12 protein-coding genes are annotated in these 15,905 nt (G+C 74.2%); 9 read left to right on the top strand and 3 right to left on the bottom strand.

Translation table 11 applies throughout. The features are described 5' to 3' along the window. Positions 1-77: 77 nt before the first annotated feature. The gene (locus ACH9D3_RS13115; RefSeq protein ID WP_396411271.1) at positions 78-2,483 is read right to left on the bottom strand and encodes an acyl-CoA dehydrogenase family protein; all 2,406 of its coding nucleotides are present in this window, start codon (positions 2,481-2,483) and stop codon (positions 78-80) included. Positions 2,484-2,598: 115 nt separating this feature from the next. After that, entirely contained in the window at positions 2,599-3,366 is a 768-nt protein-coding gene (locus ACH9D3_RS13110) for a TetR family transcriptional regulator (protein ID WP_396411270.1), read from the bottom strand. A 69-nt stretch (positions 3,367-3,435) separates the two neighbouring features. On the opposite strand from ACH9D3_RS13110, the gene ACH9D3_RS13105 reads away from it, so the two are divergent. The 6 genes from ACH9D3_RS13105 (at position 3,436) to ACH9D3_RS13080 (ending at position 11,609) form a co-directional block, all read left to right on the top strand. After that, positions 3,436-4,809, top strand: coding sequence for an acetyl-CoA C-acetyltransferase (locus tag ACH9D3_RS13105; protein WP_396399042.1), 1,374 nt, complete (start codon positions 3,436-3,438; stop codon positions 4,807-4,809). A 50-nt stretch (positions 4,810-4,859) separates the two neighbouring features. Further along, complete coding sequence (locus tag ACH9D3_RS13100) at positions 4,860-6,242, top strand: 3-oxoacyl-ACP reductase (protein WP_396411269.1); 1,383 nt, start codon at positions 4,860-4,862, stop codon at positions 6,240-6,242. A gap of 2 nt (positions 6,243-6,244) precedes the next feature. Continuing rightward, on the top strand, positions 6,245-7,207 hold the full coding sequence (locus tag ACH9D3_RS13095; RefSeq protein WP_396411274.1) for a MaoC/PaaZ C-terminal domain-containing protein: 963 nt from the start codon (positions 6,245-6,247) through the stop codon (positions 7,205-7,207). A 57-nt stretch (positions 7,208-7,264) separates the two neighbouring features. Further along, positions 7,265-9,589: an NAD-dependent DNA ligase LigA gene (gene ligA / locus ACH9D3_RS13090; RefSeq protein WP_396411268.1), complete on the top strand. Its 2,325-nt coding sequence runs from the start codon at positions 7,265-7,267 to the stop codon at positions 9,587-9,589. A gap of 2 nt (positions 9,590-9,591) precedes the next feature. Beyond that, positions 9,592-10,431 carry an inositol monophosphatase family protein gene (locus tag ACH9D3_RS13085; protein ID WP_396399070.1) on the top strand — a complete coding sequence of 280 codons (840 nt, stop codon included), beginning with the start codon at positions 9,592-9,594 and terminating at the stop codon, positions 10,429-10,431. Positions 10,432-10,886: 455 nt separating this feature from the next. Then, entirely contained in the window at positions 10,887-11,609 is a 723-nt protein-coding gene (locus ACH9D3_RS13080) for a transglycosylase family protein (protein ID WP_396411267.1), read from the top strand. A gap of 117 nt (positions 11,610-11,726) precedes the next feature. Here the strand turns inward: ACH9D3_RS13080 and ACH9D3_RS13075 are convergent, their stop codons facing one another. Beyond that, complete coding sequence (locus ACH9D3_RS13075) at positions 11,727-12,278, bottom strand: hypothetical protein (RefSeq protein ID WP_396411266.1); 552 nt, start codon at positions 12,276-12,278, stop codon at positions 11,727-11,729. Between the two features lie 137 nt (positions 12,279-12,415). Between ACH9D3_RS13075 and gatC the strand changes: the two genes are divergently transcribed. The 3 genes from gatC to gatB are packed head-to-tail and all read left to right on the top strand — an operon-like array spanning position 12,416 to position 15,877. Further along, on the top strand, positions 12,416-12,712 hold the full coding sequence (gatC, locus tag ACH9D3_RS13070) for an Asp-tRNA(Asn)/Glu-tRNA(Gln) amidotransferase subunit GatC (protein ID WP_396399037.1): 297 nt from the start codon (positions 12,416-12,418) through the stop codon (positions 12,710-12,712). Positions 12,713-12,716: 4 nt separating this feature from the next. Next, positions 12,717-14,363: an Asp-tRNA(Asn)/Glu-tRNA(Gln) amidotransferase subunit GatA gene (gene gatA / locus ACH9D3_RS13065; RefSeq protein WP_396411265.1), complete on the top strand. Its 1,647-nt coding sequence runs from the start codon at positions 12,717-12,719 to the stop codon at positions 14,361-14,363. Further along, complete coding sequence (gene gatB, locus ACH9D3_RS13060; protein ID WP_396399035.1) at positions 14,363-15,877, top strand: Asp-tRNA(Asn)/Glu-tRNA(Gln) amidotransferase subunit GatB; 1,515 nt, start codon at positions 14,363-14,365, stop codon at positions 15,875-15,877. The genes gatA and gatB overlap by 1 nt, the downstream gene beginning before the upstream one ends. Positions 15,878-15,905 lie beyond the last annotated feature (28 nt).

Genomic DNA, 15,905 nt, shown 5'->3' with positions numbered 1-15,905 from the left:
GTGCGGGACGGCGACGGAGGAGCACGCCGCCCCGGGAGTCCCGGGGCGGCGTGCTCGCCGGACGGCGTGGCCGCGGCTCAGGCGTCCCGCGTTCCGACCGTGCTCGCGGCGTGCTCGGCACCGGAGTCCTCGGCACCGGAGTCCCCGGCACCGGCGGAACCGGGGCCGGCAGCTCTCGTGCCGGCGGCCCGGGCCGTGCTCCCGGCCGGCTCGCCGGACCCCGCGGCCCGCTTCGCGGCCAGCTTGCGCGGCTTGAGCTCGAGCCGGCGCTCGTGCTTGCGCTCGACCCTTCGCTCCGTGCGGCGCTCCGCCTGCCGCTCGGTCCTGCGCTCCTTCTTCTGCTCCTCCGGGGTCTTCTCGCCCGGGGCCCCGGCGGCGGAGGTGGCGGCCTCCCGGCGCGGAGCCTTCTCCCGGACCGGGGCGCTGCCCGAGGCGCGCCGCCGCCGGTAGTGCTCGGCGGCCTCCTCCTGGCGCTCCGCCTCGATCCCCGTGGCGATCTCGGCGCGCAGGTGCTCCGGCTCGAGCTCGAACGCGGCCACGAGGTCCAGCGCGTGCGGGCGCAGCCGGGCGAGCAGCCGGTCGATGTACTCGTCGAGGCTGCGCCCGCGCCGCATGGACAGCCGGCCGTAGGAGAGGTACCACGCGAGGTTCTTCTCGATCAGCCGCAGCCCGAAGACGTCGCGCAGCCAGGTGAGGACCGTGCGGGTGCCCGGGTCCTCGACCTGCTCCAGGCCCCGGGTGAAGGCCTCCCACTGCAGCAGCTCCGCGTGGGCGCGGGCCGTCGCGATGATCCTGTGCTGGTTCTCGTTGAACAGGGCCGCGGCCTCCGCACGGGGGAGCTTGGCGCTGGGCCGCAGGTTCTCCGCGATCTCGGCGACCATGGTCTCGACCCGGTCCGTGAGCAGCGCGCGCTGGGCGGACTCCTCGCGCAGGGCGTTGACGGAGCGGCGCACGTCCCCGGTGTCCCGGAACGCCTGTCCGAGCTTGCGCAGACCGGACCGGTGGTACGTGGCCTCGGTGGCGCGGCCGGCCACGTAGCGGGCCATCACGCCCACGTCGACCTGCTTGAACTCGTCCGCCCAGTCGGACAGCAGCCGCTTCGCCACGAGCTGCAGCAGCACCGTGTTGTCGCCCTCGAACGTCGCGTAGATGTCCAGGTCGTGGCGCAGCGAGGTCAGCCGGTTCTTCGTCAGGAACCCCGCCCCGCCGCAGGCCTCGCGGCACTCCTGGACGGTGTCCAGGGCGCTCCACGTGGACAGGGCCTTGAGGGCCGCGGCGAGGGTCTCGAGGTCCTGGCGGTTCTCGTCGGTGTCCTCGCGCCCGGAGAACACGTCGTCGTACTTGTGCAGCAGCTCCTGGTGGGCGAAGTGCATCGCGTACGTCTCGGCGAGCCGGGGCAGCAGCCGGCGCTGGTGCTGCTGGTAGTCCAGCAGCACCTCCTCCTGGATGTCGGAGGCGGCGTTGAACTGGCGCCGTTCGCTGCCGTAGCGGACCGCGATGCTCAGCGCGGCCTTGTTCGCCAGCACGGCCGCGCCGTCCAGGGAGACCCGGCCCTGCACGAGGGTGCCGATCATGGTGAAGAAGCGGCGTCCCGGGCTCGCGATGGGCGAGCTGTAGGTTCCGTCGGCGGCCACGGCGCCGTACTTGTCGAGCAGGTGCACCCGCGGCACCCGGACGTGGTCGAAGTGCAGCCGCCCGTTGTCGATGCCGTTGAGGCCGCCCTTGTGGCCGTCGTCCTCGCCGCCCACGCCGGGCAGGAAGTTCCCGTCCTGGTCCCGCAGGTCCACCCAGAACGCGTGCACGCCGTGGTTGACGCCGAGCGTGACGAGCTGGGCGAAGACCACGGCCGCGCGCCCGTGCAGGGCGGCGTTGCCGAGGTAGTCCTTCCACGCCGCCCTGAAGGGCGTGTGGATCTCGAACTCCTCCGTGGCGGGGTCGTACGTCGCCGTCGTGCCGATCGAGGCGACGTCGGAGCCGTGGCCGATCTCGGTCATCGCGAACACGCCCGGGATCCGGAGGTCCCGGATGTCCGCGAGCCAGCGCCGGTGGTGCTCCTCGGTGCCGAGGTTGAGCACGGCGGAGCCGAACAGGCCCCACTGCACACCGGCCTTGATCTGCATCGAGGGGTCCCCGAGGAGCAGCTCCTCGAAGCCCGAGACGTTCCCGCCCGGGTCGTTGTGCCCGCCGTACTCCTCCGGCAGGCCGCGGCTCATCGCGCCGTGCTCCGCCAGCAGGTGCAGCTGGCCCAGCACCCGCTCGCGCTGGTCCTGGTAGGCGAGGTCCGGCCGCTGGTGCAGCCGCTCGTCGAGCAGCATCCGGCGGGTCTCGCGGCGGACGCCGGCCCAGCGCCCGAGCAGCTGCTCGCCGAGGGCGGCGACGTCCACGGCGGGGGCCGGGATCCCGACGGCGTCCGCGGCGGTGGACCCGGTGGCGGCTCCGGTGGCGGTTCCGGCGCCGGCGGGTCGGTCGACGGTGGTGGTCATGATGGCTCCTGTCGTGGATGACCGGCGGTGGCCGGTGCGGTCACGGGGTGGTCGGGGCCGGTCGGGGTCCGGTCGGCCCGGGTGGTGGTCGGTCTGGCGAAGGTCGGTCGGGTGGTCAGGCGGGCGGCTGCTCCGGCTCGGGCGCGCCGGGCGGGCGCAGGCCGTCGACGGCCCAGCCCACGATGAGCTCCGTCATCCGCTCGCGGGACGGGCGCGGCGTGCCCTCGGGGGTGTTCATCCAGGCCTCGCCCGCGCCGCGGACCATGCCGATCGTGGACGCCGCCCAGTAGCTGAGCACCGGCTCCTCCAGCCGGCGCGCCGCAGGGGTGTGCCGCACGTGCGCCTCCGCGAGCAGGCCGCTGACCGACTCGGCGAACTCCTGGATCAGCCAGCGCTCGCCGCCGTCCCCCGCGCCGGCCTCCTCCTTGCGCTCGCCGCGGGCCCGTTCGGCCCGGTGCCTGTCGTGCCGGCCGCGGCCGGCATCGGGGGAGAGTGCGACGACGAAGCGGTACACCGACGCCGAGCGCTCGATGCTGAGCAGGTACTCCGCGACCATCGCCTCGACCGAGTCCTCGAAGGAGCCGGCCGCGCGGGCCGCCTCCTCGAGCCGGTCGCGCATCCGGGTCACGGTGTACTCGCCGACCGCGCGCTGCAGTCCGGCCTTGTCCCCGAAGTACCGGTAGTAGACGGACTTGGAGGTCTTGCACGCGGAGGCGATCTCGTCCATGGACGCCTGCGCGCCCAGCTCGTCCACGGCGCCGCGCGCCGTGCGGATGAGCTCGATCCTCCGCTGCGCCCGGTGCCGGGCCCAGCGGGAGGAGCGGCCGTCCGCGCTCGGCGCGGCGTCCGCGGCGGGCGGTTCCGATGCGTCGTCGTGTTTCACGATACCCAGAGTATCAGGTATTATCGTTCGTGACGTGATCGTCGTCACAACACCACCGAGGAGTTTCCTGTGAGCGAGTCCACCCCCGAGCAGACCGTCGAGCCCACCGCCGAGCACACCACCCCCAGCGGCGCCGGACGCACCGGCGTGGCCCGCCGTGCCGTGGTCGTCGGCGCCAACCGCATCCCGTTCGCCCGGGCGCACGGCGCCTACGCGAACGCCGGCAACCAGGACATGCTCACCGCCGCCCTGGACGGGCTGGCCGCCCGCTACGGTCTCGCCGGGGAGCGGATCGGCGAGGTCGCCGCCGGCGCCGTGCTCAAGCACCCCAAGGACTTCAACCTCACGCGCGAGTCCGTGCTGGGCTCGGTCCTGGACCCGCGCACCCCCGCCTTCGACGTGCAGCAGGCCTGCGCGACCGGCATGGAGGCCGTCTCCACGCTGGTCAACAAGATCCGGCTCGGCCAGATCGACTCGGCCGTCGCGGGCGGCGTCGACTCCGCCTCGGACGCCCCGATCGTGGTGAGCGAGCGGCTGCGCCGGGCCCTGCTCGAGCTCAGCCGGGCCAAGAGCACCCCCCAGAAGCTCAAGGCCCTCGCGGGCCTGCGCCCGGCCGACCTCAAGCCGGTGGCCCCCGGCACGGGGGAGCCGCGCACGGGCCTGTCCATGGGCGAGCACCAGGCCCTCACCACCGCCCGCTGGGGCGTCCCCCGCGAGGCCCAGGACGAGTTCGCCGCCGCGAGCCACCGCAACCTGGCCGCCGCCTACGAGCGCGGGTTCTTCGACGACCTCGTCACCCCGTTCCGCGGACTGTCCCGGGACAACAACCTCCGTCCGGACAGCTCCGTCGAGAAGCTCGCCGGGCTCAAGCCGGTCTTCGGGAAGTCGCTCGACGCCGAGGCCACGATGACGGCCGGCAACTCCACGCCCCTCACCGACGGCGCCTCGACCGTGCTGCTCGCCTCCGAGGACTGGGCCGCGGAGCACTCCCTGCCCGTGCTCGCCGACGTCGTGGACGTCGAGGCGGCCGCCGTCGACTTCGTGCACGGCGACGAGGGCCTGCTGATGGCCGGCGCCTACGCCGTCCCCCGCCTGCTGGCGCGCCAGGGCCTCGCCCTCGACGACTTCGACTTCGTCGAGATCCACGAGGCGTTCGCCGCGACCGTGCTCTCGACCCTCGCCGCCTGGGAGGACGAGCAGTTCGGCCGCGACCGGCTGGGCCTGGACGGCGCCTTCGGCACCGTGGACCGGAGCCGCCTCAACGTCACGGGCTCGTCCCTCGCCGCCGGGCACCCCTTCGCCGCGACCGGCGGGCGCATCGTCGGCACCCTGGCCAAGCTCCTGCGCGAGCGCGCCGACGAGACCGGACGCCCGGCCCGGGGGCTCATCTCCGTCTGCGCCGCCGGCGGCCTGGGCGTCACCGCGGTCCTCGAGGCCCGCTGACCCCCGCCCCCGAGGCCACCCACCGACCCGCACAGCAAGGAATCCACCCCATGGCAGACACCTATCTCGACCTCGTCAGCTCCGGCCCCGGCGGCACGCTCGCCCGGCAGCTCGGGCTGCCCGCGCCCGCCCGGCTGCGCCGTCATCGCCCCGGCGACCCGCTCGTGCCCGGACCCGTCCTGGTGCTGGGCCGGGGGGAGGAGGCCGACCGGATCGCCACGGCCCTGCTCGGCTGGGACCTCGACGTGCGCCGCCACCCCGACGACGTCCACCGGTTCGGGGCCGTCGTGCTGGCCCTGACGGAGCTCGCCCGGCCCGCGGACCTGGCCGAGCCCGCGCTCGGGCTGGGCGGGGCGCTGCGCTCGCTCGCCCCCGGCGGGCGGGTGGTCACGGTGTCCCGTCCCGCGCCGGGCATCGGCACGGGCGCGGCCTCGGCGACGCCCGCGCCGGCGGAGCCGCTCGAGCCGGTCATCGCCGCGGCCCGCCAGGCGGTCGTCGGTCTCCTGCGCTCCACGGCCCAGGAGATGCGCGGCGGGGCCACCGCCAACGGCGTCCTGCTCGCCGAGGGCGTCGCCCCCGAGGCCCCCAGCGTGCTGGGCGCCCTGCGGTTCCTGCTCTCGGGGCGCAGCGCCTTCGTCTCCGGGCAGTTCGTCACCGTCGGAGACGACGCCGGAGCCCTGCCCGCCGACTGGGAGGCCCCGCTGCGGGGCAAGGTGGCCGCCGTGACCGGCGCCGCGCGCGGCATCGGGGCGCAGATCGCCCGCACGCTCACGAGCGCCGGCGCGCGCGTCGTCGTCGTGGACGTCCCGGCCGCGGGCGAACCCCTCGCCGCGCTCGCCAACGAGCTCCGCGCCGTGGCCCTCCAGCTCGACGTCACGGACGAGCACGCCGGGGACCGGATCCTCGGGCTCGCCCGCGAGCGCTTCGGCCGCCTCGACGTGGTGGTGCACAACGCCGGGATCACCCGGGACAGGCTGCTGGCCAACATGGACGACTCCCGCTGGTCGTCGGTGCTCGCCGTGAACCTCGAGTCGCAGCTGCGGATGAACGAGCAGCTGCTGTCCGGGGACGGGCTCGGGGACGCCCCGCGCATCGTCTGCCTCGCCTCCACGAGCGGTGTCGCCGGCAACCGCGGCCAGACCAACTACGCCGCCTCGAAGGCCGGCGTGATCGGGATGGTCGCCGCCACCGCACCCCTGCTGGCCCGGCGCGGCGGCAGCATCAACGCCGTGGCCCCGGGGTTCATCGAGACGGAGATGACCGCCCGGATCCCGGCGGCGCGCCGTCAGGTCGCGCGCCGGCTGAACTCCCTGCAGCAGGGCGGGCTGCCGGAGGACGTGGCGCAGGCCGTGCTCTTCCTGGCCTCGGACGCCGCCGGCGGCGTCAACGGACAGACGCTGCGCGTGTGCGGCCAGAACCTGGTGGGGGCGTGAGCATGGGCACCGGGCGGAACGAGCAGGTGGTGCTCACGGAGGTGCCCTCCCTGGGCGGCCTCTACGTCCGGGCCGCGGCGGGCGCCGCCGGCCGGGCGCTGCCGGGCGCCCTCGCGCAGCGGCTGCCCGGGCGGCGCCGCGGCTCCGGCGGCGCGCCGGGCGACCTGCCCGCGGTGGCGCACGTCGTCGAGGGCGTGGTCGCGGAGGCGGCCCGCCACGAGGCGTTCTGCCGCACGGTCGGCGCGCCGCTGCGCGAGGGCCCCGGCGGGACGGAGGCCTTCTCGGGGTACCTGCACGCCCTCGCCTTCCCCGTGGCGATGAGCGTGCTGACCCGCCCGGACTTCCCGCTGCCGGTCCTGGGGATGGTGCACCTGGCCAACGAGGTCGAGCACCGCGGCGCCGTGGCGGTGGGGGAGGACCTCACCGTCACCGCCTCCGCCGAGCGGCTGCGCCCGCACCGGGCCGGCGCCCAGGTCGACGTCGTCGCCCGGCTCGCGCGCGAGGACGGCGAGCCCGTCTGGACGGGCCGCTCGACCTATCTCGCCAAGGGCGTGCGCGTTCCCGGCACGGTCGACGACGCCCCGCGCGGGGAGTTCGTGCCGCCGGCGCCGACCGGACAGTGGCGCCTGCCCGCCCGCACCGGACGGGACTACGCGGCGGCGAGCGGCGACTGGAACCCCATCCACCTCTCGGGCCCGTCCGCGAGGGCGCTCGGGATGAAGGGGACGATCGCCCACGGCATGTACTCGGCCTCGCGCGCGCTGGCCGGGATCGCGGTGCCGTCCGGGACGCCGTTCCGCTGGGCGGTGGAGTTCGCCGCCCCCGTCCCGCTCCCGGGCACCGTGGCGGTCGCGGTCGACGACGAGGGGCGGGGCGAGGCCTGGCGCCGATCGCGCTGCACCGGGTGGGACCCGGGGCGCGGACGCCCCCACTTCACGGTGACGGCCGAGCGTCTGGGCGGCTGACCCGCCGCCGCGCGACGGCGCGACGGTCCTGTCCGGCGCGTGGGCCACAATGGTCGGGTGAGCCCACAGCACAGGACAGCCGCACGACCCGTCGACGCCACCGGCCAGGACCTCAACCCGGTCCCGCCCAGCGAGGACCTGAAGGAGCAGTACGCGGACCTCGTGGACCGGGTGCGCGCCGCGCGGACCGCCTACTACGTGGAGGACGCGCCCACCATCTCGGACGCGGAGTACGACGAGCTCTACCGGCGGCTCGAGGAGGTCGAGGCGCTGAACCCGGAGCTGGTGGCCAACGACTCGCCCACCCAGGAGGTCGGCGGCGAGGTCTCCACCGCGTTCGCACCGGTGACCCACCTGGCGCGGATGTACTCGCTCGAGGACGTCTTCTCGATCGACGAGCTCACGGCCTGGATGGACAAGACCGCCGCCTCGATCGAGGCGCTGCCGGACGCCCCGGAGTCCGCGTGGCTGACCGAGCTGAAGATCGACGGCCTGGCCGTGAACCTGCTCTACCGGGACGGAGAGCTCGTGCGGGCCGCGACCCGTGGCGACGGCACCACGGGCGAGGACGTCACGCACAACGTGCGAACGATCGCGACGATCCCCGGGACGCTCACCGGCGAGGACGTCCCCGAGGAGGTCGAGATCCGCGGCGAGGTGTTCATCTCCTCCCGCGACTTCCGCTCCCTCAACGAGGCGATCGTGACCGAGGGGCGCGCGCCCTTCGCCAATCCCCGCAACGCCGCGGCGGGCTCGCTGCGGCAGAAGGACCCCGAGGTCACGGCCCGGCGCCGGCTGTCCATGTACGTGCACGGGGTCGGCGCGGCCACCGGCCTGCGCGCCGACACCCAGTCGGGGGTCTACGAGCTGCTCGAGCAGTGGGGGCTGCCGGTCAGCCCGTACTGCAGGGTGCTGCCGTCCACGGACGAGGTGCTGGCGTTCATCGAGGAGTTCGGCCGCCGCCGGCACGACCTCCTGCACGAGATCGACGGCATCGTGGTCAAGGTCGACGACCGCCGCACCCAGTTCCGGCTCGGGCACACCTCCCGGGTGCCCCGCTGGTCCGTGGCCTACAAATACCCGCCGGAGGAGGTGCACACGAAGCTCAGGGACATCCTGGTCAACGTGGGCCGCACCGGGCGGGTCACCCCGTTCGGGCTGATGGAGCCCGTGCGGGTCGCCGGGTCCACGGTCGAGATGGCGACCCTGCACAACCAGGACGTCGTGAAGGCCAAGGGCGTGCTCATCGGGGACACCGTGGTGCTGCGCAAGGCGGGGGACGTGATCCCCGAGATCGTGGGGCCCGTGGTGGCGCTGCGGGACGGCACCGAGCGCGAGTTCACGATGCCCACCTCCTGCCCGTCCTGCGGCACGGAGCTGCGCCCGGCCAAGGAGGGCGACGTCGACATCCGCTGCCCCAACGCCCGCAGCTGCCCGTCGCAGCTGCGGGAGCGGGTCTTCCACGCGGCCGGGCGCGGGGCCTTCGACATCGAGGCCCTCGGTTATGAGGCCGCCCTCGCCCTGACCCGGCCCGACGAGCCGGGGACCCCGCCGCTGACCAGTGAGGCGCACCTCTTCGACCTCACGCCCGAGGACCTGCGGGACGTCCGGATCCGGCGGGAGAAGAGGACGCGCGGCGAACCCACGGGCGAGACGGAGCTGGTGCCGTACTTCTGGACGAAGGGCACGGCCAAGAAGCCCTCCGAGCCCACCGCCACCACCCGCAAGCTGTTCGAGGAGCTCGAGAAGGCCAAGTCGCAGCCGCTGTGGCGGGTGCTGGTGGCCATGTCGGTCCGGCACGTGGGCCCGACCGCGGCCCGGTCGCTGGCCACCGCGTTCGGCTCGCTGCCGGCCATCCGCGACGCCGACGAGGAGACGCTGGCCCAGGCCGACGGCGTGGGCCTCGTGATCGCCGCCGCCCTCACCGAGTGGTTCGCCGAGCCGTGGCGCTGCGAGATCGTGGAGCGCTGGGCGGCGGCCGGCGTGCGCATGGAGGACGAGGTGGACGAGTCCGTGCCCCGCACCCTCGAGGGCACCACCGTGGTCGTCACGGGCACCCTTGAGCGCTTCAGCCGCGACTCCGCGAAGGAGGCGGTGCTGGTGCGCGGGGGCAAGGCCTCCGGCTCCGTGTCCAAGAAGACCCACTTCCTGGTGGCGGGCGAGAACGCCGGCACCAAGCTGGACCGGGCCGAGCAGCTCGGGGTGACCGTCCTCGACGAGGCGGGGTTCGAGCGGCTCCTCGCGGAGGGACCGGACGCCTTCGGCGCCGGCGCCGGGGGCACGGAGGGCGGTACGCCGGACAGCGCGCCGGCGAGCACGCGCGGGGGCACGGACGACGGCACGACGGACGACGGCACGACGGACGACGAGGACGGGGCATGAGCATGGGACGGCACGACGACGCGCTGGAGGGACTCGGTCCTTCGGGCGCCCACCTGGAGGAGCTGCTGGAGCTGGCCCTGGCGGCCGCGGAGGCCGGGGCCCAGGTCCTGCGGGGCCGTGATGCCGACCGCATGGGCGTCACCGGCAAGTCCGGCGAGGGGGACTGGGTCACCCGCTTCGACGTCGCCGCCGAGCAGGCGGTGCTGCGCACCATCCTGGACCGGCGCCCGCACGACACCGTCACCGGCGAGGAGTCGGGCACCCACCGTCCGCAGCACCCCTCCGGGATCCGCTGGTCGGTGGACCCGCTCGACGGCACCACCAACTTCATCCGCGGCGTCGTCTACTACTGCACGTCCGTGGCCGCCGCCGACGCCGAGGGCAACTGGCTCGTGGGCGCGGTCAACGCCCCGGCGCTGCGCCGCACGTACTTCGCGCTCCGGGGCGCCGGGGCGTGGGTCGAGGCGGACGGGGCGTCCCGGCGCCTCGCGGGGCCCGAGCCGGACCGGCCGGGCCGGCTCTACGGCACCGGCTTCCCGTTCGACGCCGCCCGCCGGGAGGAGCAGTTCCCGGCCTTCCTGGCCACGATGCGGCAGTACACGGACATGCGGCGGCTCGGCTCGGCGGCCCTGGACCTGTGCATGGTCGCGGACGGAACGCTCGACGGGTACGGCGAGCAGGGCCTGCACGAGCACGACTGGGCGGCCGGCGCACTGATCGCCGAGGAGGCGGGCGCCCTCGTGACCCGTCCGGAACTGCCCTCGCCGGCGCAGGGAGAGGTGCCGGTCGCCGACCGTCTCGCGGCCTGGATCACGGCGCGGGAGCGGGGGATCCCCGGCTGAGACCGGGACTCGCGGCCCGAGGCCGCCCTGTGACCTGGCTCTCGTGATTTGACCGAGACCAAAACGTTGCCATAGCGTGATCTACGAAGCGTTCTTCCCGAGGGTCTTCCCTCCGCTTCCCGGGGTGCGGACTCCGGAGCCGGCGTTCTGGTCCACACCGGCGCCCCTGTGACCCGTGCACGTGTGATACCTCACGTCGGGCCAGAAGGGGTAGCGCAAGCAAAATCGTTACGCTATCGTGATCATCAGCTTCCCCGAGGATTCCCTCCGGGGATCCGGTGTGCCTGGAGAACGATTCCCGGCCCACCACCACACCTGCTGGGTGCTGCCGTAACACCGCACGTCGTCTGAAGGGCAGACACCTGTAAGCACGTACCCGACAACACTTTGACGGGTAGACGACGGCGCGAAGACATCCGGGGACGGAAACGAGCGCAGGTGGCCCTGGGAGCATCATGACCAACGCTTTCGCTGTTCGTCGCAACGTCCGTCGCGGTGCCGCCGCCCTGATCCTCGGCGGGACCGCCGTGGGCGCCATGGCCCTCCCGGCCAACGCCGCTCCGGCCTCCACCTGGGACGCCCTCGCCGAGTGCGAGTCCGGTGGCAACTGGAACACCAACACCGGCAACGGCTTCTCCGGCGGCCTGCAGTTCACCCCCTCCACCTGGGCCGCCTTCGGTGGCCAGGGCGCCCCGCAGGACGCCTCCCGTGCGCAGCAGATCGCCGTGGCCGAGAACGTCCTCGACGGCCAGGGCTGGGGCGCGTGGCCCGCCTGCTCCGCCAAGCTGGGCCTCACCGGCTCCGCCGCCCCGTCCGAGAACCCGATGGGGACCGCCACCGTGACCCCGCAGTCCGTCCCGGCCCCGGCCGCCGCCCCGGCTCCGGCCCCCGCGCCCGCCCCCGTCGCGGCCCCGGCTCCGGTGGCTGCCCCGGCCCCGGCTCCGGCCCCCGTCGCGGCCCCGGCTCCGGTCGTCGAGTACGTGGCTCCGGCCGCCGCCCCGGCCCCGGCCCCCGTGTCCGCCGGTTCCTACACCGTGGTCTCGGGCGACACGCTCTCCATCATCGCCGAGAAGCTGGGCGTCGAGGGCGGCTGGCAGGCCCTGGCCGCCGCGAACGCGGGCACCATCGCCGACCCGAACCTGATCTTCCCGGGTCAGGTGCTGCACATCCCCGCCTGATCCCGTCGGATCGGCACCGCGCGGCCCCGCCGCGCGAGGGCACGCGAAAGGGCCCCTCCGCACGGAGGGGCCCTTCCGCGTGCCCGGCGTCCGCCGGGGGCGGCGCCGTGCGCGCGCTCAGGTCCACAGCCACGGGTCGGCGGGCTCGACGGCGACGTCCCCGAAGCTCACGGAGCGCTCCGCGCCCTTGACCCGGTACGGCTGGACGACCGTCAGGGACTCGCCCTCCCGGTGCTGGACCTGCACGGCCACGGCGTCCTGCCCGGAGCGGTCCGGCAGGGTGACGGGAAAGGCGACCCCGGCGCACAGGATCTCGTCGCGCAGCTCCCCGGCCCGCTCCCGCAGGGCCTCCAGGGCCGCCTCGGGGGACAGCTCCTCCAGCTGCTCCGGCGACAGCGCGTCGAGCTCGTACTCGCCGTCCCGCCGGGAGGTCACGAGGAACGCGGGGAAGGACCCGTAGCGCCCGAGCTGCTGCTCCGCCACGGCCTGCACGTGCGCCATGACCGTGTCGATGGTCGCGGCGGCGTCCTTGCTGACTCGCTGGCGCCACGCGTTGGCGGCGTCCGTGGCCGAGACCGAGCGTGCGGCCTTCCCGGAGCGGGCGCCTCCGGTGCGCTCCTTCTGGGCCCCGCGGGCCTTCTTCGTGCGGGCGGGGGTGGTCTTGGCCATGTTCGGGTGCTCCTGTGCGGTGGGTGGGCGTGACCTCCAGGGTAAGCCCCCGGGCCGTTCCTCCGTCCGGGCGGACGGCGGGACCCGCGCCGCTAGACTGGACCGGAAACCACCCCCGATCACCAGCAGGAGTGCGCATGTCTGCGATCACCCGCGAGCAGGTCGCCCACCTGGCGAAGCTCGCGCACCTCGAGATGACCGAGGCGGAGCTGCGGTCCATGGCGGAGGAGCTCGACCTCGTCGTCGAGTCCGTCGCGTCCGTCAGCGAGGCCGCCGGCCCGGACGTCCCGGCCACGAGCCACCCCATCCCGCTGCAGAACGTCTTCCGCGAGGACGTCGTGGGCGAGACCCTCACCGCCGAGGAGTCGCTGCGCAACGCCCCCGACGCCGCCGAGGGCAAGTTCAAGGTGCCCGCGATCCTGGACGAGGAGTAGTCGCATGACCAGCACAGGAACCCCCCAGGGCGTCGTCGGCCTCCCGGCCGCGGAGCTCGCCCGGCGGCTCGCGGCCGGCGAGGTCACCTCCGTCGACGTCGTCCAGGCGCACCTCGACCGCATCCGGGACACCGACGGCACCCCCGTCGACCCCGCCGACCGCAGCCGCGGCCGGACCGGGCTCAACGCGTTCCTGCACGTCAACACCGAAGGGGCCCTGTCCGTGGCCGCCGAGGTGGACGCCGCGCGCGCCCGCGGCGAGGAGCTGCCCGAGCTCGCCGGCGTGCCGATCGCGGTCAAGGACCTCATCGTCACGCAAGGGCAGCCCACCACCGCCGCGTCCCGGATGCTCGAGGGCTGGATGAGCCCGTACGACGCCACCGTGACCCGGCGGCTGCACGCGGCCCGGATGCCGCTGCTGGGGAAGACGAACCTCGACGAGTTCGCGATGGGCTCCTCCACCGAGCACTCCGCCTTCGGCGACACCCGCAACCCCTGGGACCTGGCCCGCACGCCGGGCGGGTCCGGCGGCGGGTCCGCCGCGGCCGTGACGGCGTTCCAGGCGCCGCTGGCCCTGGGCACCGACACCGGCGGGTCCATCCGCCAGCCCGCGGCGCTGACCGGCTCGGTCGGCGTCAAGCCGACCTACGGAGGGGTCTCGCGCTACGGCGTGATCGCCATGGCCTCCTCGCTCGACCAGGTCGGCCCCGTGTCGCGCACGGTGCTCGACGCCGCGCTGCTGCACGAGGTGATCGGCGGGCACGACCCGCACGACTCCACGTCGCTGCCCGACCCGGTCGGCGACCTCGCCGCCCAGGCGCGGGCCGGAGCCGCCGACGGCGGGCTGCGCGGCCTGCGCGTGGGCGTCGTCAAGGAGCTCACGGGCGAGGGCTTCCAGCCCGGGGTCCAGCAGCGCTTCGAGGAGGCCGTCGAGCTGCTGCGCTCGGCGGGGGCCGAGGTCGTGGAGGTCTCCACGCCGAACTTCACGTACGCGCTGGGGGCCTACTACCTCATCATGTCCTCCGAGGTCTCCTCGAACCTCGCCAAGTACGACGGCGTGCGCTTCGGCCACCGCGTGCTCCCCGAGGAGGGGCCCCTGACCATCGAGCGCGTGATGGGCTCCACGCGGGCCGCGGGCTTCGGCGCGGAGGTCAAGCGCCGGATCATCCTGGGCACCTACGCGCTGTCCGCGGGCTACTACGACGCCTACTACGGCTCGGCGCAGAAGGTCCGCACCCTGGTGCAGCGCGACTTCGCGGCCGCGTTCGCACAGGTCGACGTGCTCGTCTCCCCGACGTCGCCGACGACCGCGTTCGAACGGGGCGCCGTGGACGAGTCCGCCGACCCGATGCAGATGTACCTCAACGACATCGCCACCATCCCCGTCAACCTGGCCGGGGTGCCGGCGATCTCCGTGCCCGGCGGCCTCGCCCCCGAGGACGGACTGCCCGTGGGCATCCAGTTCATGGCCCCGGCCCGCCAGGACGCCCGGCTCTACCGCGCCGGCGCCGGTCTCGAGGCCCTGCTCGAGCAGCGCTGGGGCGGACCGGTCTGGCAGACCCTGCCGGACACCGCCGCCCTCGTCCGGGAGCTCTCGGGGGAGTCCGCCGCGTCCGATCTGTCCGCACCCGTCCGGGGAGGAGCCCGCTGATGACCCAGACCACCGAAGAGGTCCTGTCCTTCGACGAGGCCATGGAGAAGTTCGACCCCGTGCTGGGCTTCGAGGTCCACGTGGAGCTCAACACGCGGACCAAGATGTTCGACGCCGCCCCCAACGTCTTCGGCGACGAGCCGAACACGAACGTCACCCCGGTCTCGCTCGGCCTGCCCGGGGTGCTCCCCGTGGTGAACCGGGTGGCCGTGGAGTCGGCCATCAAGCTCGGCCTCGCGCTGGGCTGCGAGATCCGTCCGGTCTCCCACTTCGCCCGGAAGAACTACTTCTACCCGGACACCCCCAAGAACTTCCAGACCTCCCAGTACGACGAGCCGATCGCCGAGAACGGCTCCGTCGACGTCGAGCTGGAGGACGGGACCGTGTTCACGGTCGAGATCGAGCGGGCCCACATGGAGGAGGACGCCGGGAAGCTCACGCACCTGGGCGGCTCCGCGGGGCGCATCCAGGGCGCCGACTTCTCCCTGGTCGACTACAACCGCGCCGGGGTCCCGCTGATCGAAATCGTGACGAAGCCGATCGTGGGCGCCGGGTCCCGTGCGCCCGAGCTGGCCCGCGTCTACGTGGCCATGATCCGGGAGATCGTGCGGAACCTCGGGATCTCGGACGCCAGGATGGAGCGCGGCAACGTCCGCTGCGACGCCAACGTGTCCCTCATGCCCAAGGGCGGCGCCACGTTCGGCACCCGCTCCGAGACCAAGAACGTGAACTCCCTGCGCGCCGTGGAGCGCGCCGTGCGCTTCGAGATCCAGCGCCACGCCGCGGTCCTCGCCTCCGGCGGGACCATCGTGCAGGAGACCCGGCACTGGCACGAGGACACTCGTTCGACCACGAGCGGGCGGCCCAAGTCCGACGCCGACGACTACCGGTACTTCCCGGAGCCGGACCTCGTGCCGGTCGTGACCGACCACGAGTGGATCGAGCGGCTGCGCGCCGAGCTGCCCGAGCCCCCGGCCGAGCGCCGCAAGCGGCTGAAGACCGACTGGGGATTCTCCGACGAGGAGTTCCGCGACGTGGTCAACGCGGGGGTCCTCGACGAGATCGAGCAGACCGTCGCCGCCGGCGCGGTCCCGTCCGCGGCCCGCAAGTGGTGGATGGGCGAGATCGCCCGCCTGGCCAAGCAGCGGGAGGTCGAGATCGCGGAGCTCGGCGTGACCCCGCAGCACGTCGTCGAGCTCGACGGGCTCATCACCGCCGGGAAGATCAACGACAAGCTCGCCAAGAAGGTCCTCTCCCACGTCTCGGACGGCGAGGGCTCTCCGGCCGAGGTCGTCGAGCGGCGCGGCCTCGCGGTCGTCTCGGACGACTCGGTGCTGACCGCGGCGATCGAGGACGCCATGGCCCAGATGCCCGACGTCGTGGCGAAGGTGCAGGCCGGCAAGGTCCAGGCCGTCGGCGCCCTCATCGGCCCGGTCATGAAGGCCACCCGTGGCCAGGCCGACGCGGGCCGGGTGCGCGAGCTGATCCTGGAGAAGCTCGGCGTGCAGGGCTGACCCGCGCCCGCGGGGCCCGGCACCGAGG

It is taken from the genome of Kocuria kalidii, assembly GCF_044462225.1.
In the GTDB taxonomy this organism is placed as follows: Bacteria; Actinomycetota; Actinomycetes; order Actinomycetales; family Micrococcaceae; genus Kocuria; species Kocuria kalidii.
The sequence above is the reverse complement of the archived record's forward strand: the minus strand, read 5'-3'. Positions and strand labels throughout refer to the sequence as shown.

Excerpts from the sequence above, each read along its gene's own strand:
- ACH9D3_RS13115 (WP_396411271.1), bottom strand. The coding sequence starts at position 2,483 with ATGACCACCACCGTCGACCGACCCGCCGGCGCCGGAACCGCCACCGGA.
- ACH9D3_RS13100 (WP_396411269.1), top strand. The coding sequence starts at position 4,860 with ATGGCAGACACCTATCTCGACCTCGTCAGCTCCGGCCCCGGCGGCACG.
- ACH9D3_RS13095 (WP_396411274.1), top strand. The coding sequence starts at position 6,245 with ATGGGCACCGGGCGGAACGAGCAGGTGGTGCTCACGGAGGTGCCCTCC.
- ACH9D3_RS13085 (WP_396399070.1), top strand. The coding sequence starts at position 9,592 with ATGGGACGGCACGACGACGCGCTGGAGGGACTCGGTCCTTCGGGCGCC.
- ACH9D3_RS13080 (WP_396411267.1), top strand. The coding sequence starts at position 10,887 with ATGACCAACGCTTTCGCTGTTCGTCGCAACGTCCGTCGCGGTGCCGCC.
- ACH9D3_RS13075 (WP_396411266.1), bottom strand. The coding sequence starts at position 12,278 with ATGGCCAAGACCACCCCCGCCCGCACGAAGAAGGCCCGCGGGGCCCAG.
- gatC (WP_396399037.1), top strand. The coding sequence starts at position 12,416 with ATGTCTGCGATCACCCGCGAGCAGGTCGCCCACCTGGCGAAGCTCGCG.
- gatA (WP_396411265.1), top strand. The coding sequence starts at position 12,717 with ATGACCAGCACAGGAACCCCCCAGGGCGTCGTCGGCCTCCCGGCCGCG.
- gatB (WP_396399035.1), top strand. The coding sequence starts at position 14,363 with ATGACCCAGACCACCGAAGAGGTCCTGTCCTTCGACGAGGCCATGGAG.